Here is a 17,047-nt window from a genome sequence, read left to right on the forward strand (position 1 = left end):
CTTGCATGAGTATGCATTTGACGAGCAGTTTCATCGAGACGTTAGTCGAGATGGTATAATAGTTGAGAGCCTGTGATTTCGGCGAAGACGGCTGCAGGCATCTGAAGACCAGAAATATGATAGAGGATGAGAGAGGAGAGGAAGAGATGAACCTGAAAAAAATACATCATGCGGCAATTATTGTATCGGATTACAGGAAATCCAGAGAGTTTTACGTGGACAAGCTGGGCTTTGAGGTGATCCGTGAGAATTACAGGGCAGACCGGGGTGACTACAAACTGGATCTGCAGATGGACGGCTGCGAGCTGGAGCTGTTTGGAATAGCGGGAGCGCCCAAGCGTCTGTCCTATCCGGAAGCCTGCGGGCTCAGGCATCTGGCATTCGCTGTGGAAGATATAGAGGAGACAGTGAGGGAATTAAACGATATGGGAATCGAAACGGAGCCTGTAAGGGTGGATGAATTTACCGGGAAGAGGATGACATTCTTCAAGGATCCAGACGGACTGCCGCTGGAGCTGCATGAGTGATGAGATGGGGCGGATACGTTTCCGGAGACTGAGAAAGGGACAGCAGAGACAGATGACAAAAAGCATTGAAATAATGAAATAATATGAGAGAGGGCCTTTGAACAGATCGTTCAGAAGCCCTCTTCATGAATGCGATAAGCCGGTATTGGAATCATTTAAATCCCGATCCTTAAAAAGTGGAGACAACGGGATTCGAACCCGCGGCCTTTGCGTTGCGAACGCAACGCTCTCCCAGCTGAGCTATGTCCCCGTTTCATAAAACAATTTTATTATAGCACTCTGTCAGGCAAAATCAAGATTTGAGATGGAAAATTATGCGGGGCTGGCCGTTAAACTGCAAAAAAAAGGGAAAGGTAGGAAAAATGGAAAGAAAAAAGGGGGAGCCCGGCAGGCGTCCAGCCTGCCGGGATATGAAAAAGAATTAAGTAGCAAGCAGTGTTTTCTGTCTTGCTGACTGTATCATACCAATCAGGTGTGAAGAAACTGTGGTGAAAATGTGAAAAAAGTGTGTTTCCGTGAACTGAGAAGAAGATAAAAAGCAGCAGAGGAAAGAAAAGAAACAAGAGGGGCTCCAGCCGCAAGAAAATCATAAGAAAATCTTTAACATTTCCTGCCAGATGTTCCTTTTTGCAGATATTGACCGTATTTTCAAATGGTGTTATAATTTACAGGCATAAAAAGAGTTTTGCGCCTGGACAAAAAAGGCCGGTATCGGCTCTGTTCAGGAGCGAAATTTACGGAAAAAATCGCGGAACCTTCGTAAAGCTAATGGGGCATATGCAAGGAAGAAGTGAGGTTATAAAAGGGAGAGATCCGGGATATTTTTGATTGCGGGTATGGCGAAGCTATACCCAAAATTGTATTTTACGTCTATGCTTTTGACGATTTCTGCCGGCTTTTTGAGTGCAGATAAAGCGTTGAAAGAGAACAAGAAAAATAGAACAGGAGACTGACATGTGGTATGTGATCCAGACAACGACTGGAAAAGAAGAGGAGCTTGCCGGGATTGTGAGAAGGAATGTTTCCCATGCACTGTACGGCTCCTGTTTTTCGATGAAGCGGGAGCTTTTAAAACGGCTTGGAGGCAGATGGACGGCGGTTACGGAGACTATGTTTCCATCCTACGTGTTTTTAGAGACAGAGCAGCCGGAACGGCTTTTTTATGAGCTGAAGAGACTGCCGGAGTATACCAGGCTTTTAGGCGACAATGAGGGATGTTTTATTCCCATTGAAAAGGAGGAAGAGAATTTCCTCAATATCCTGCGCAGAAATGAAAAAGAAACGTGCGTCGCCGGACTAACGACGCTTGACTTAGATGAGGACGGAGGGATCCGGAAAGCAGACGGACCCCTTCAGTTTTTTTTAGATAAAATTGTAAAGCTGAATCTCAGGAAAAGGTTCGCTGTGGTGGAACTGAAGGTTGCCGGGAAAGAGTGGAGGGCAATGATGGGAATTCGGCTGAGGAAAGATGTTGAAAGAGGATAAATCATATAGAAGCTGACGGCTGAATAGGCCGTATGGGAAATGAGGGAGTCTCGTGGAAGGGGCTCTTATTTTTTTGCGTGAAAGAGGAGGAGAGAGGTATGATGAAGGTTCCATTTTCGCCGCCGGATATTACGGAAGAAGAAATCAGTGAGGTGGCTGAGGCCATGCGATCTGGCTGGATTACCACTGGTCCCAGAACAAAGAAGTTTGAACAGGAGATTGCAGCTTTTACAGGAACGAAACGTGCTGTCTGTCTGAATTCAGCGACTGCCTGTATGGAGCTGACTCTTCTGCTCCTTGGAATCGGAGAAGGAGACGAGGTGATTACCAGTGCATATACCTACACAGCAAGCGCCAGCGTTGTCTGCCATGTGGGAGCGAAACTGGTTCTGGTAGATACGGCTCCTGATTCCTTCGAGATGGACTACGATAAGCTGGAGCAGGCAATTACAGAAAGAACGAAGGCTGTTATTCCGGTGGATTTGGCGGGAGTAGTCTGCGATTATGACAGGATATTTGAGATTGTGGAAAGAAAACGCGAGCTGTTCCATGCTGAAAATGAACTTCAGAAGGCTATCGGAAGGGTTGCTGTATTGGCTGACGCTGCTCACGCTTTTGGAGCGTCCAGGAAAGGTAAAATGTGCGGGCAGATCGCAGATTTTACCAGCTTTTCTTTCCATGCTGTAAAAAATCTGACTACAGCGGAGGGGGGAGCTGTCACCTGGAATGAAATCCCGGGGATAGACAGCGACTGGATATATGGACAGTATCAGCTTCTTTCCCTGCATGGACAGAATAAGGATGCTCTAGCAAAGACGAAACTTGGAGCATGGGAATATGACATTGTGGGAACCTATTACAAATGTAATATGACGGACATTATGGCGGCTATCGGACTGGTGCAGTTTAAACGCTATCCTGAGCTGTTAAAGAGAAGAAGAGAGATCATCGAACGATATGAGGCTGGACTGGCTGGACTTCCAGTGGAGAGTCTGAAACATGATGACGGGGACAGCAGTTCCAGTCGCCATCTTTACCTTCTGAGACTTACCGGAAAGGATGTATCATACAGAAATCAGGTAATCGAGAAGCTGGCAGAGCGTGGAGTTGCGGCGAATGTACATTATAAACCGCTTCCTATGCATACGGCCTATAAAAATCTGGGATTTGATATAAAGGATTTTCCTAATGCATACCGGATGTACGAAAATGAGGTTACTCTGCCGCTACATACATGCCTGACCGATGAGCAGGTGGATTATGTGATCAGCGCGCTGAAGGATATTCTGGAGGAGCGATGAAGAAAAAAGTGAGAAAGACACTGTGGAGGGAATGGGGGGAACTTCCGGAATTTATGAGAAACGAGGAAGTGAAGCCCTACTATGAGGCGCTCAACAGGAGGCGGGGGAGCATCGCAGTTAAGAGGACATTTGATTTTGCCATGTCTTCTGTTATGCTGGCGGCACTTTCCCCCGTATTTGCCGCACTGGCCCTTATGATCAAACTGGATTCCAAAGGGCCTGTGTTTTACAGACAGGAGAGAGTGACCCAGTACGGCAGAGTATTTAAAATATATAAATTCCGTACCATGGTTCAGGATGCAGATAAAATCGGAAGCCTGGTAACCACAAGTGGAGACGAGAGAATCACGAGAGTGGGGAAACGGCTTCGCGGATGCCGGCTGGACGAGCTGCCACAGCTCATCAATATCTGGAAGGGAGAAATGAGCTTCGTAGGGACAAGGCCTGAGGTGGTGAAGTACGTCAAACAGTACACCAGGGAAATGTACGCCACGCTCCTGCTGCCTGCGGGGGTGACATCGGAGGCAAGCGTAATGTTTAAGGATGAAGATGAAATGATTGCCGAAGGGGTGAAGGAAGGGCTGAGCGTGGACGAGGTGTACGTGGAGAGAGTGCTGCCGGAGAAGATGAAAGGGAATCTGGATGGAGTTAGAAGGTTCTCGGTGGTTAAAGAAATGTTGATTTTAATAAAAACAGTAGTTGCTGTAACTAGATAAGGAGTTGCGATGGACCATAAATTCAGTGTTTTAATGTCACTGTATATAAAAGAAAAAGTGGAATATTTTCAAGAGTGTATGGAAAGTATTTTGAATCAAACAATATTGCCAAATGAGATAGTAATTGTAGAAGACGGCCCGATTTCAAAAGATGTTTATGAAGCTATACAATTTTATGAAAAAAAATATCCTGATCTAATAAAACGAGTACCATTAAAGAAGAATAGAGGACTTGGGCTGGCCTTGGCTGAAGGAGTGAAAGCATGTAACTATGATTTGATAGCTAGAATGGATACAGACGATATTTGCGCTCCAACGCGCTTTGAGTTGCAATTAGAAGAATTTAAAAAGAATAGTCATTTAGACATTGTGGGGGGATATATTAAAGAGTTTGAAGGCGTAAAAGAAAATGTACTTGCAGAGAGAAAAGTTCCTCTTAGTTACAAAGAGATATGTAAATATCAGAGGAAAAGAAGCGCCTTTAATCACATGACAGTAATGTATAAAAAGAAAGCGGTGTTAAATGCGGGTAATTATAAAGATGCTCTTTACATGGAAGATGATCTGCTCTGGTGTGATATGTTGAGAAAAGGAGCTTACGGAATTAATATACCGGTTGATTTAGTCTATGTTAGAACCGGGCTTGCAATGATTAGGAGAAGAGGCGGTTGGGAATACTTCAAGCATTATTGCAATGGAAGAAAAAAGATCCGAAAAACAGGTTTTATTTCAGATTGGGATTATCTTAGTACAATTCTTATTCAATTTATAGTTTGCCTTATGCCAGAGCAACTTAGATTCGCCTTTTTTAAAAGGATTTTGAGATAACTTACTAACTAGCATCAAAAAAAAATTAAATTAGAGAGGAAAAATTTATGATACCTAAGATTATTCATTATTGCTGGTTTGGGGGAAATGAACTTCCAGAAGAATCAAAAAGATATATTGAGTCTTGGAAAAGATACTGTCCAGATTACCAGATTATTAAATGGAGCGAAGAAAACTTTGATGTAAATAGTGTTCCATATACCAAAGAGGCATATGAAGAGAAAAAATGGGCTTTTATTACAGATTATGTAAGATTAAAAGTCTTATATGAATCAGGAGGAATCTATATGGATACAGACGTGGAAGTAATTAAACCTTTAGATGATCTTTTAACTGAACCAGGATTTTCAGGATTTGAACTTCCCGATAAAGTTCCTACAGGAATCATGGCTTGTGAAAAGGAAAACAAATTCATTGGTGAGCTGCTTAGTCTGTATAAAGATAAGCACTTTGTAGATGGGGAGCATCATACAGATATGACGACAAATGTAGAACTTATATCCAATTTTTCACAGAAAAAAGGGCTTCTTTTAAACAATAAGAAACAGAGAATTATGGATTACACATTTTATCCTACTGATTATTTTTGCCCGAAGAATAATCGGACATTGGAATTGACGGTTACTAAAAATACATACACAATTCATCATTTTGCAGGTTCATGGCTTCCATCTTCAGGAAAGATAAACTCTAAAATAAAAAAAGTATTGGGTCCCAAAATGATGAAAAAGGTAATCGCGGTAAAGGATTTTTTAGAGTGATATGCGAAAAACAAAAGAGAAATTAAAATTAATGTTATTTAGAAATTTGCTGAAAATTTTTTATATTTTTCCAGTAAAACAAAATCAGATTTTTTTTTCAAGCTATGAAGGTAAGAGTTATTCTTGTAATCCGAAATATATTTATGAAAAGCTCATTGAAAAAAGCAACGGAGAGTTTTTGTGTATATGGGAAATGAATCAAACAGACGTGGAAGAGATAAAAGGCAATCCAATTTTAACAGCCCATAACTCATTAAAATATATTTATTACATATTGACCTCCAAAATTATTATTACGAATAATGGAATAACTCCTGTATTGCCTGTTAGACGGAAACAAATCCAAATTAACACATGGCATGGAGGTGGGGCTTATAAAAAAGGAGGGATAGATGTCGAAGAGGATATAAATGGCTCATCTAGGAAAAGGATTGAGATATCAGCAAAACAAACTACGTTTTTTATCTCAAGCTCTGAGATTTTTTCTGAAATTATGAAAAAGGCTCTTCTTCTTTATAATTGCCAGTTTGTTTCCTGCGGCATGCCACGAAATGATCTGTTTTTTTCTGTGAACGACAAGATAAAAGTTCAAGTACGAAAAAAGTTGAATATTTTAACAAAAAAACGGCTGGTCTTATATGCACCTACCTATAGAGGAAATGCTGGCGAAGATAATTTTTCTGATGAAATTGAGATGCTTGATGTACAAAGACTTTTAAGTGTTTTGAAAAAAAAATTTGGAGAGGATTGGATATTTTTATTTAGAAGTCATTATTTTTCAGAACATAATTTTGAGTTAGAAGAAAATTGTAGAAATGTCAGTAAGTATCCCGATATGCAGGAATTACTTTATACAGTGGATGTTCTGATTACCGATTATTCATCGTCTGTCTGGGATTTTTCGTTTACAGATAAACCAGGATTCCTTTATACACCAGATCTAAGTAAATATAAAAAAGAAAGGGATTTCTATTTAGATATAGATGAATGGCCCTATCCAGTCTGCAGAAACAACGAAGAACTGGAGCAGGAAATTATAAAGTTTAATGAAGAAAGTCAAAAAAGGAGAAATGAAAAACATCATACAATGTTGAAAAGTTATGAAACAGGGTGCGCTTCAGAACAAATTTATAACTTAATAAAAGAACAATGTCAATCTAAGGAAAAAAGAAATGGAAAAGAACCATAATTACGAAAATATTGCCTTAAAGCTATTTATTGCCTCACATGCTTTATTCATTTTTTATGAACCACTGGGCATACCGGTAGTATTTAACATGCTATTATGGACTAGTGCTATTTTCGTTCTTCTGCTAAACAGAAAAATGGCCAGAATAAATGGAATTCTTGCTGGAGTTCTATGCTTTTCAATTCTAGTTATACTGAATATAAGAGGAACTGAGTACATAAGCAGAGGAAGCTATTATTTAATAGCTATGCTGGTATCTGTATTGTTTTTGCTTTTGTTCACTGAATCCGAAAATAATCTGAATAAAAACTATAGTATATTTATACTTCCAGCAGTTATATCGGGATGTCTGATCTGGATATATAAAATTGTACCTTCTGTGTACTTCTCAATAGTAGAACCCCTAATGAAACCAGAACATTTAGCATATAACCAACATTTAATTCGTGAAGGGTATGCGCCAAGTCTTGGGTATGAGATAGGGGTAACTGCAGATTGCATCGTATTAAGCTTATTTTTTATTATTTCTGAGTATAAGAAGAAAAAATTACGAGTCATACTTTTTTTATTTCTATTTAGCTCTCTGGTTTTTCTGGGAAGAAGAGGAGAGTTACTTGCTTTTTTTGCATCTGTAGTGCTGTTTGTTTTTATCTGTATAAATCGTCAGAAAAAAGCTGCTGTTTTAATGAGCATTTTTATTTCTGTAGTATTGGGCCTTATAATGTGTTTGGTAATTCAAGGAGTGTTAGTGGATTACAAAGGTACAAATCGTTATCTAATGACGTTTTCAGAATTACTGTCAGGTGAAGACATAATGAATGGAAGGTTAGGGCTGTATGTGACAGCAGTAGAACTGTTTAAAGAACATATTCTATTTGGAATTGGTTGGGGAGGATTTGCTGAAGAAGGAAGAAAAATTATAGATATAGTTTCAAATGTACATAATATTTATCTACAACTCTTCTGTGAAGTTGGAATATTTGGGGCTTTGTGTATAATAAGCATTCTACTTAGTATCTTTTTTGCAAGTGGGAAGGCACTTGTTTCTGAAAAAGATGGAGAAAGAAAAACGGTTTTAAGATTTTCTTTTTTAGTACAAACTTATATTTTAACCAAGGGAATTATGGATAACTCTATTTATTATAGTAATTTTTGGATTCTGTATGCTGTAACTGTTCTTCCATTGATACAAGATAATTGGAAAAAAAGCAGAGCAAAATTATATTTTTAGTGAACATAGAAAAGGATATTGAAATTGTTTATGCTAAGACAATTAAAAACCAGATGGATGGGGTTAAATGATGCCGCTAAAGCTTCATTAGTATTTATGATGGTTAGTTTCTTGAATGAAGGTATCAGATTTATTACAACGCCTATTTATACAAGGCTTTTAACTGCAGAGGAATATGGAATTACATCTGTATATTACTCTTGGGAGGCAATTTTAGGGGTTTTTACTATGCTGTCACTACAGTATGGAATTTTTAATAATGGAATGTTTGAATTTAAAAACGACAGAGATTCCTTTATATCATCAATTTTATTTTTATCAAATCTGGTAACAGTAGGTATATTTTGCGTTTTGATGTTTCTTGTACGAAAAGGGCTCCAGATTGGTCTGAATGTTTCTTTAATATATTTAATGTTTATCATTTTTATGGTAAAACCGGCTAATAACTTCTGGGTTTCAAGACAAAGATATGAATTTAAGTATATAAAACCTGCTATTATTTCTGCCATTCTTGCTGTCCTGTCACCTGCTTTCGGGATTTTTTTTCTGCTCTATGCGGATGGAGATAAAGCAAGTATAAAACTTTGGGCTTCCTATATTCCCAGTTTGGTGATTTGGTTTGTATTTTATCTTTATACATATGTAAAGACACGATTAAGAATCCGCTTGTCGTATGTATGGTATGCATTTAAATTAAGTATTCCTCTTGTGCCACACTATGCTTCACAGTATATTCTTTCAGCTGCTGACAGAATAATGATTGCTAAAATGGTAAACGAAGCGAGTGCAGGGATCTATGGTATTTCAGCAACAGCAGCTGCTGTGGTGAGCATTATCTGGAATTCAATTAATGCAGTTTTGACGCCATGGACATATGAAAAAATGGGAAGTCAGGATTATCAAAGTATATATTCACTTACAAAATGGATTTGTGTTTTATATGCAGTATTCTGCTCCTTGATTATGCTTACTGCTCCAGAAATTATGTGGATTGTGGCTCCTTCCTCTTACCATGAGGGAACATATTTGATTCCTCCAATTATAGCAGCTACCTATTTTTCGGGGTTATATACCTTGTTTGGAAATGTAGAGTTGTTCTATAAAAAAGTAAATATGATAATGATTGCTAGTATTATGGCTGCGGGATTAAATGTGGTTTTAAATGTAGTGTTTATAAAACTGTTTGGTTACCATGCAGCAGCATATACAACATTATTTTGCTATTTACTTTATACTGTTTTTCATTATTTAAACATGAAAAAAATAGAGAAGAACAAAGTCTATGATATCCGTTTCATTTCAGGTGTATCTGCTGTATTAATTGGTTGTGCAGTTTTATCGCCTTTAATCTATGACTATTTTATTATAAGATATTTGGTTTTGATTTGTGCCTTAGCTATTATTTGCATGAAGAGAAGAAACATAATAGATATTCTAAAAAAATTAAGATAGTAGCCATTTAGCATATTTATAGAGGACTCTGCAGAGTTATCCAACATTATAAAGTATATTGATAAGAGGAAAAAGTGAGAATGAATATAGCAGTTATATTTGCTGGAGGAGTAGGAAGCAGAATGCACAGTAGAGAGATACCAAAACAGTTTCTAAAACTCCATGATAAACCAATTATTATTCATACCTTGGAAATTTTTGAAAACAGCTCTCTGATTGATGCAATTGTAATAGCCTGTGTTCAGCCATGGATACCATATTTGAATAAACTGGTTTACCAATATCGATTGGACAAGGTGAAGAAAATAGTTCCAGGAGGAGAAACGGGACAGCTTTCTATTTTCAAGGGACTATGTGCAGCAGAGGAGATAGCAGAAAATGATAAAAGCATTGTACTGATTCATGATGGAGTAAGGCCACTGATTAATGAAGAAGTAATAAGAAAAAACATTGAAAGTGTAGAAAAATATGGTTCCGCTATAACAACGAGTATTGTAAAAGAAACTATTTTAGTTGTCAAAGAAGATGGACGGATCGATCATGTACCTGATAGAAGAAATTCTAGAGTTGCAAAAGCCCCACAAAGTTTTTGGCTTAGAGAGATTATGGAGTTACATAAAAGAGCATTATCAGAGGGAAAAACAGATTTTATTGATTCGTGTACTATGATGCAATATTACAATCACTCTCTGCATCTTGTAGATGGGCCATATGAAAATATAAAGATTACAACTCCAGATGATTTTTATACTATGCGTGCGCTTTTGGATGCAAAAGAAAATGAACAGATTTATGGTTACTCGGAATAATGAGTTTATCAGAAACAAATGAAAAGAGGAAAAAGTTATGAATTTAAGCTATGAAAAAGAGATGGACACAGAAATTATTCCAAAGGAGCTTAAAAACGCAAAACTTTTAGTAACAGGAGCGTCGGGGCTTATTGGTTCTGTTTTGACAGAATATTTGTTAAAAGAAAATGCCCAGTATCAGATGGGAGTAAAACTGATATTGCTTGTACGCAATCGGGAAGATTTGCTATCTAAGTTGGGAAATAGAATAGGTAAGGAGAACATACAGATTATCCAAGGAGATATTTGCTGTTTGCCTGAGATAACCGATGATATAGATTATATTATTCATGGTGCAAGTATTACAGCAAGCAGTATGATGATCGAACATCCAGTACAGGTTATAAAAACCAACTTGAAAGGAACTGCTAATATTCTTGAATTTGCAAAAAAAAAGAGCGTAAAAGGAGTAGTTTATTTGTCTACTATGGAGGTCTATGGATTCACAGAAGAGGAAAAACTTCTTACAGAGGAACAAGTTCAATATTTAAATCCGCTCGAGCTTAGAAGTAGCTATCCAGAGAGTAAAAGAATGTGTGAAAATCTATGTGTTTCATATGCAAGTGAATTTCACATCCCAGTCAAAATTATTAGGCTTGCGCAGACATTTGGACGGGGAGTCAAAGCGGATGATACGCGTGTATTTGCCCAATTTGCTAGATGCGTTAGAGATGGAAAAGATATCGAAATCATGACAGATGGGAGAAGTAAAAGAATGTATCTGGATACAGAGGATGCGGTTAGAGCGATCCTCACAGTACTTCTAAAAGGAAAGACAGGGGAAGTTTATAATGCGGCAAATAAGGAAACCTATTGTTCAATACGGGAAATGGCTGAAATGGTGGCATCAGAGATATCAGAAGGAAAGATAAAAGTTTATGTAGGAGTAGGTAAGGAAAATGTGAAAAAATTTCCTCCTGCTCATAAGTTAATGTTAGATGTTTCGAAACTGGAGGAATTGGGGTGGAGGCCGGAAACTGGGCTTAGAGAGATGTATTTGGAAATGATAGAGGGATGGCAATAATTAAAAAATTAAAAATATAATAAAGAGATCTCTGCTATTTTTTGAAGATTGATGAAAATGGACAGAATAGGAGAAAGTAAATGAAAAAAGTTTTAGTTGTTTTTGGGACACGCCCAGAGGCGATAAAAATGTGTCCTCTCGTCCGTGAATTGAAAATGAGAAATAATTTTTTAATAAGGGTATGTGTGACAGGACAACACAGACAAATGCTTGATCAGGTGTTAAAGACCTTTGAAATTGTTCCTGATTATGATTTGGCAATTATGAAGAAAAGTCAGACCCTGTTTGATATAACTGGAGAAATTTTGAGCAGAATAAAGAAGGTACTTGAAGCGGAAAAGCCGGATGTTGTACTGGTTCATGGAGATACATCTACAACCTTTGTGACAGCATTGGCTTGTTTTTATATGCAGATACCAGTAGGGCATGTGGAGGCTGGGCTTCGTACATATAATCTGTATTCTCCATTTCCTGAAGAATTTAACCGTCAAGCCGTAGGAATAATTGCCTCTTATCATTTTGCACCAACAGAAATGGCCAAGAGTAATTTACTTAGAGAAGGAAAAAGACCAGAGACAGTCTATGTAACGGGAAATACTGCCATAGATGCCCTTAAAATAACTGTATGTCCAGAGTTTGAAAATGCTCATCTTAAATGGGCGGAAGGAAGTAGGTTGATTATGATCACAGCCCATAGACGGGAAAACTTAGGAGAGCCAATGCAGCATATGTTTCGTGCTATTAGGAGAGTATGTGATGAGCATGAAGATATAAAGGCGATCTATCCAATTCATATGAATCCAGCAGTAAGAAAGGCGGCTAATTCTATTTTGGGCGGTGATGAAAGAATACGTATTATAGAACCTTTGGATGTCTTGGATTTTCATAATTTTTTGGCACGTTCTTATTTAATATTGACAGATTCTGGCGGGATACAGGAGGAGGCGCCTTCACTGGGAAAACCGGTTCTGGTAATGAGAGAGACAACAGAACGTCCAGAGGGAATTCAAGCTGGTACTTTAAAGCTAGTAGGTACTGATGAAGATACAATATATAAAGCCTTTAAACAGCTTTTAGAAGATAAGAAAGAATATGAGAGAATGAGTAAGGCATGTAATCCTTATGGTGATGGGTTTGCAAGCAAAAGGATAGCAGATATATTGGAAGAGATTTAAATAAAAAGAAAAAAATAAAATATGAATACTAGAAAGTAAAAATTAGAAAGGGCATCTAAAAGAAAGATGGTGCGCATAGATAGAGGAATTGTTTTTGCTAGAACAATGTCAGTTATTATGATTGTGAGCTGCCATATTTTACAATATTATGGAAATTTCTTGGCTTGGTATCTTAATGTTGGGGTAGAGATTTTTCTTATTATTTCTGGAATTCTATATGGGCAAAAAACGATTGAAAAGCCAGCGGAATGGATAAAGAAACAATGGATCAAGTTGTTGGTTCCATACTGGACTTACTCAGTTTTTGCTATATGTATCTATAAATTATATGCCCCAGAATACGTTACAGTAGAGGGAATTTTAGGGTTGTTTCTAACTGCTTCCCGCTTTCCCGGTCTGGGACATCTTTGGTATGTAAACTACATATTATTCTTGTATTTATTTACGCCGTATTTACAAAATTTTTATGAAGAATATTTTCAAAAACTATCGGATAAGAAAATGTTTTTAGGATTAGTGATATTTACAGGGCTCTTATGTATGTTACAGTATTATGGTATTTTTCAGTATGAAGTGAACAGAGTAGTATGCTATTATACAGCGTATTTTTTGAGCAGAAGGTATCTCTATTATAATAAAGAAAAACACAAGCATAATTTGAACAAAATAGCAATTGTAACCATTATACTATCCGTACTTCTGACTATACTAAGAATATATATTCAATTTTTCGGTTCTATTACATTCCCTATATGGGATACGGCGGTTTTATATATCCATTCGTTAATGGGATTTGGACTGTTTTATATGCTTTATTACATTGGAAATAAAAAAGGTATAGCAAATAGTAAAGTCATTAATTTCATTAATAAATATTCTTATCAAATATATTTGGTACATCACCTATACATTTTAGGCCCGGAAAATATAAATTTGATGAAACTAATTCCTGATATGACAGGAACCTGTATACTATTAATTATTGTAATAGTGGTATCTGCAGTATTTTTTGATAAGGTAGTTCAAATAGTAAAGCCTATAAAGAATAAGGTGTAATTATTTGGTGAACGGTAGATAATGGATATCTCGACCTATGGAATTACGTATGAGAAAATAGGTTAATACTAAATAAAGAGTATCAAAGAGGCTGTGAAGAAAAGGACATGTTGACAAACTAAGAAGAAATGGCTTTCTGTATGGTATACTTATTATATCAATTGTAGGAGATCATTTTTTATGATGAGAAAACAAAGCGGACAAATCCAGATGGTAATCCTTGACACTACCTTCTAAGATGACGTATAATTAAGGACCCGTTGACAAAGTTTCCGAATATTGTATTCCCATGGTATAATGGAAACAAAAGACTAACTATTAAAAGTCAAGTTTAAGATGAAATTTTTTTGAATGAATTGCAGAAATGCATTTCAGATAAAAGTGTACCTTGAAAACTGCATGACAAACAGAGTGTCATTTCAGGCACTCTAAAAGGAGATATTTACAGAATAAGTTAAGCTGCCGGTACGTATGCCTGCCCTGATTTTTCCATTGCGAATATCAACCGTACAAGTTTCTTTGCGGCAGTATACGGTAAACCATGGGTACTGGCTCATTTTTTGACCGCCGTTTCCGGCGGCCATGTTTACAGATTGGTTGTTTTTGACTTGCTCCGGCAGATCTCCGGCAACTGGTCTGACCATGAAAGCAGTTCCTCAATGAAGCTGTAATCCGTATCATCCTGATGGTCTTTCACAACTGTCAGGACATAATCCAGATAGCGGAACGGATTCAGGTTATTGGCTTTCGCTGTTTCCGTTATACTGTAGATGATCGGTAAGCGCTTTATAACCAACCGGATAGTCAAACTCCAACTTTTGTGAGATACTTCAGATACTTGGAGTAATTCACTTCCTATCCGGTTCTCGGAGTTGCAAAAGCTATGCTTTAATCTCACATCTTGAGTCGCTTTTGTTGTACCTGATTACTCCAAAATCTCACGTTGGAGGAGATGAATCAAATGAGTACAACTTTAAATGATGAACATTGGTTAAATCTGATCACCCAGTGCAGATCCAGCGGGCTTACCGACCGCCAATGGTGCATAGAAAACGGGATCCCTGTCAGCACATTTTACTACCACGTCCGGGCTTTACGCAAAAAAGCCTGCGAGGTTCCGGAAGCAGTGGATGCTGCCGCACAGAAACAGGAAGTTGTCCAGATCCCACTCTGGGAAAGGGAACAGCATTCAGATACCGTAGCTTTCCATACGCCCTCGATCTGTCTGGAAATGCAGGGCATCCGTATCGAGATCCATGAACAGGCCGGGGCGGATGTGATCCGCAATACTCTTCTTGCCCTGCGGCAGACGCTGTGACCGGATCAAAGCGCTCCATTTTGAAAAAGATGGCTTCTGCCTCTATTATAAACGTTTAGATGATGGGCGGTTCCAGTGGCCCCGGGATTCTTCCGAAGTAAGAAATCTTAGCCGGCAGGAATACCGCTGGCTTTTAGGGGGGCTTTCCATCGATCAGCCTAAGGCAATCCGGCCTGCCCGGAAAAAGGACTTCTGACCTTTGTGCAAAAGGGAGAAATTTTTTCTTCCCTTATAGGGCGGAAAAAACGCTGCTGATGGGTTATCCACATAACAATGGAACCGCCGGGAGATTAGGGGGATAACGCTTTCCATTTTTCCCGGGTTACTGTTCGCGTGTGGAAAACCCAACGTTTTTCATAGGGAATATCCCGCCGATGCTATGTGTTTTCCACATGTTCCTTTCGTCAAAATGACGACGGCAGTACGGCGGAAAATTCGCTTTTCTGCTGGATTTCCGGTATAATAGGAACCAGCAAAAAGAAAGGTGGTTCCCTATGCCGCAGTCAGAGATGGAAGCGCTCATACAGCTTCAGAAAGAGACCATTGAATCCCTTCGTCAGCTGGTGGACAGCCAGCGTCATACAATCGAGCAGATGACCAAAAGTCATGAGGAGCAGACCGCACAGCTGAACCAGACGATCGCAAATCTCAATGAGACAGTCGAATATCTGAAGAAAAAGCTGTTCGCATCTTCCAGCGAAAAAACAAAAAAAGAGGCATTTCCAGGACAGATGGATCTGTTCAATGAAGCAGAAGCCACTGCAGATCCTTCTGTCCCGGAACCAGCTCTTGAGGAGGCTGTTGGTGGTTATAAACGTAAGGCAAAGAAACCAAAGGCCACCAGGGAAGAGATCCTTGCAGGGCTTCCTGTAGTGGAAGTTCCCTGCACCGTGCCGGATGAGGACAGGAACTGCCCCTACTGCAATGCTCCGATGGAGGTTATCGGGAAAAAGGTCGTGCGGGGAGAACTGCGGATCATCCCTGCAAAAGTGGAACGGATCCAGTATGTCCAGGAAGTGCTTGGCTGTCCGGAATGTAAGAAAGACGGCGCTTCTGTTATCGTTGGGGCTGAAACACCAAGCCCGCTGCTGAAGCACAGCCTGGCATCTCCGTCCACGGTTGCTTACGTAATGTATCAGAAATATGGGAACAGCATCCCTCTTTACCGCCAGGAGGCGAACTGGAAACAGCTGGGAGTAAAGCTCCCCAGAGCGACACTGGCTAACTGGGTCATCAAATGCGGCATAGATTATATGGAGCCGGTGTATGAACAGCTTCACCAGCACCTGCTGGAGAGGGACATCATCCATGCAGATGAAACACCCTGCCAGGTACTGAGGGAAGAAGGGAAAACGGCACAGTCCAAGTCCTATATGTGGCTGTATGGCTCCGGGAACGATGGGCTGCCGCCGATCCGCCTGTATGATTACCAGCCCAGCTGCGGAGGATATCATGCGGAGGAATTTCTAAAAGGATTCTCCGGTTACCTTATCTGCGATGGCTTCAGTGGCTGCAATAAGCTGAAGGGTGTCATCCGCTGTGGCTGCCTTGCCCATATGAGGCGGTACTGGAATGAAGCGCTTCCCGGAAAATCCAGGAAGTCTTCCGATAAGACCCCTGCAGAAATCGGTTTAAACTACTGTAACCAGTTATTCGAACTGGAAAAGGAGTATGCGGATCTGGATGCCGACACCCGGAAAGCTAAGCGCCTTGAGACAGAGTCTGCCATCTGGGAGGCTTACTGGTCATGGCTTGAAACAGTGAAGCCAGCTGGCAGAAGCCGTCTGGCCAAAGCGGTGACCTATGCGAAAAACCAGAAGCCATATATGGAGAACTACCTGTTGGATGGGCGGTGCTCCATATCGAACAATATCGCAGAAAATATCGCCCGCCCCTATGCAGTAGGCCGGAAAAATTTCCTGTTCCACGATACCGTAAAAGGCGCCCGTGCCAGCTCTATCATTTACAGTTTAGTAGAAACTGCAAAACTCAACGATCTGAATATCTACGCATATCTGGAGACCGTACTGCTCTATATGCCGGACTACAAAAATGAGCCCGAAGGGATAGAAGAGCTGATGCCATGGTCTGACATGATACAGCAGAGATGTCGGATCAAATCGAAAAGTTGAAGTT

At 39.3% G+C, this 17,047-nt stretch carries 17 protein-coding genes and 1 tRNA gene; 16 read left to right on the forward strand and 2 right to left on the reverse strand.

All coding sequences use genetic code 11. The features are described 5' to 3' along the window. Positions 1–146: 146 nt before the first annotated feature. Positions 147–527 carry a VOC family protein gene (locus tag LK436_RS09360; protein ID WP_021966536.1) on the forward strand — a complete coding sequence of 127 codons (381 nt, stop codon included), beginning with the start codon at positions 147–149 and terminating at the stop codon, positions 525–527. Between the two features lie 177 nt (positions 528–704). On the opposite strand, the gene LK436_RS09365 is transcribed toward LK436_RS09360, so the two are convergent. Beyond that, positions 705–777, reverse strand: a tRNA-Ala gene (locus tag LK436_RS09365). Positions 778–1,481: 704 nt separating this feature from the next. Here LK436_RS09365 and LK436_RS09370 point away from each other — a divergent pair. The 12 genes from LK436_RS09370 (at position 1,482) to LK436_RS09425 (ending at position 13,593) form a co-directional block, all read left to right on the forward strand. Further along, entirely contained in the window at positions 1,482–2,012 is a 531-nt protein-coding gene (locus tag LK436_RS09370) for a transcription termination/antitermination NusG family protein (protein WP_008397835.1), read from the forward strand. Between the two features lie 101 nt (positions 2,013–2,113). Further along, on the forward strand, positions 2,114–3,313 hold the full coding sequence (locus LK436_RS09375) for a DegT/DnrJ/EryC1/StrS family aminotransferase (RefSeq protein WP_198006649.1): 1,200 nt from the start codon (positions 2,114–2,116) through the stop codon (positions 3,311–3,313). Continuing rightward, positions 3,310–4,029 carry a sugar transferase gene (locus LK436_RS09380; RefSeq protein ID WP_008397837.1) on the forward strand — a complete coding sequence of 240 codons (720 nt, stop codon included), beginning with the start codon at positions 3,310–3,312 and terminating at the stop codon, positions 4,027–4,029. The genes LK436_RS09375 and LK436_RS09380 overlap by 4 nt, the downstream gene beginning before the upstream one ends. A gap of 9 nt (positions 4,030–4,038) precedes the next feature. Beyond that, positions 4,039–4,857, forward strand: a complete 819-nt coding sequence (locus tag LK436_RS09385) for a glycosyltransferase (protein WP_008397838.1) — start codon at positions 4,039–4,041, stop codon at positions 4,855–4,857. Positions 4,858–4,904: 47 nt separating this feature from the next. Further along, positions 4,905–5,618, forward strand: a complete 714-nt coding sequence (locus tag LK436_RS09390) for a glycosyltransferase family 32 protein (RefSeq protein WP_008397839.1) — start codon at positions 4,905–4,907, stop codon at positions 5,616–5,618. Position 5,619: 1 nt separating this feature from the next. Continuing rightward, complete coding sequence (locus tag LK436_RS09395) at positions 5,620–6,807, forward strand: CDP-glycerol glycerophosphotransferase family protein (RefSeq protein WP_008397840.1); 1,188 nt, start codon at positions 5,620–5,622, stop codon at positions 6,805–6,807. Beyond that, complete coding sequence (locus tag LK436_RS09400; protein WP_008397841.1) at positions 6,791–8,038, forward strand: O-antigen ligase family protein; 1,248 nt, start codon at positions 6,791–6,793, stop codon at positions 8,036–8,038. Before LK436_RS09395 ends, LK436_RS09400 begins: the two co-directional genes overlap by 17 nt. A gap of 30 nt (positions 8,039–8,068) precedes the next feature. After that, on the forward strand, positions 8,069–9,490 hold the full coding sequence (locus tag LK436_RS09405) for a lipopolysaccharide biosynthesis protein (protein ID WP_008397842.1): 1,422 nt from the start codon (positions 8,069–8,071) through the stop codon (positions 9,488–9,490). A gap of 80 nt (positions 9,491–9,570) precedes the next feature. After that, complete coding sequence (locus tag LK436_RS09410; protein WP_008397843.1) at positions 9,571–10,299, forward strand: IspD/TarI family cytidylyltransferase; 729 nt, start codon at positions 9,571–9,573, stop codon at positions 10,297–10,299. A gap of 37 nt (positions 10,300–10,336) precedes the next feature. Next, positions 10,337–11,362: an NAD-dependent epimerase/dehydratase family protein gene (locus LK436_RS09415; RefSeq protein WP_008397844.1), complete on the forward strand. Its 1,026-nt coding sequence runs from the start codon at positions 10,337–10,339 to the stop codon at positions 11,360–11,362. An 80-nt stretch (positions 11,363–11,442) separates the two neighbouring features. Further along, positions 11,443–12,537 carry a non-hydrolyzing UDP-N-acetylglucosamine 2-epimerase gene (gene wecB, locus LK436_RS09420; protein WP_008397845.1) on the forward strand — a complete coding sequence of 365 codons (1,095 nt, stop codon included), beginning with the start codon at positions 11,443–11,445 and terminating at the stop codon, positions 12,535–12,537. Between the two features lie 66 nt (positions 12,538–12,603). Beyond that, complete coding sequence (locus tag LK436_RS09425; protein ID WP_008397846.1) at positions 12,604–13,593, forward strand: acyltransferase family protein; 990 nt, start codon at positions 12,604–12,606, stop codon at positions 13,591–13,593. Positions 13,594–14,179: 586 nt separating this feature from the next. On the opposite strand, the gene LK436_RS09430 is transcribed toward LK436_RS09425, so the two are convergent. Beyond that, positions 14,180–14,389, reverse strand: coding sequence for a transposase domain-containing protein (locus LK436_RS09430; RefSeq protein WP_227910023.1), 210 nt, complete (start codon positions 14,387–14,389; stop codon positions 14,180–14,182). Between the two features lie 165 nt (positions 14,390–14,554). Between LK436_RS09430 and tnpA the strand changes: the two genes are divergently transcribed. The 3 genes from tnpA to tnpC all read left to right on the forward strand — a co-directional run bounded on the left by tnpA (position 14,555) and on the right by tnpC (position 17,043). Then, on the forward strand, positions 14,555–14,911 hold the full coding sequence (tnpA, locus tag LK436_RS09435) for an IS66 family insertion sequence element accessory protein TnpA (RefSeq protein WP_227910025.1): 357 nt from the start codon (positions 14,555–14,557) through the stop codon (positions 14,909–14,911). After that, entirely contained in the window at positions 14,889–15,107 is a 219-nt protein-coding gene (gene tnpB / locus LK436_RS18535; protein ID WP_083794761.1) for an IS66 family insertion sequence element accessory protein TnpB, read from the forward strand. Before tnpA ends, tnpB begins: the two co-directional genes overlap by 23 nt. A gap of 298 nt (positions 15,108–15,405) precedes the next feature. Beyond that, positions 15,406–17,043 (forward strand): IS66 family transposase, encoded by a 1,638-nt coding sequence (tnpC, locus tag LK436_RS09445; protein WP_227910026.1) that lies wholly within the window; start codon positions 15,406–15,408, stop codon positions 17,041–17,043. Positions 17,044–17,047: the final 4 nt, after the last annotated feature.

It is taken from the genome of Clostridium sp. M62/1 (assembly GCF_020736365.1).
Classification (GTDB): domain Bacteria; phylum Bacillota; class Clostridia; order Lachnospirales; family Lachnospiraceae; genus Otoolea; species Otoolea saccharolyticum_A.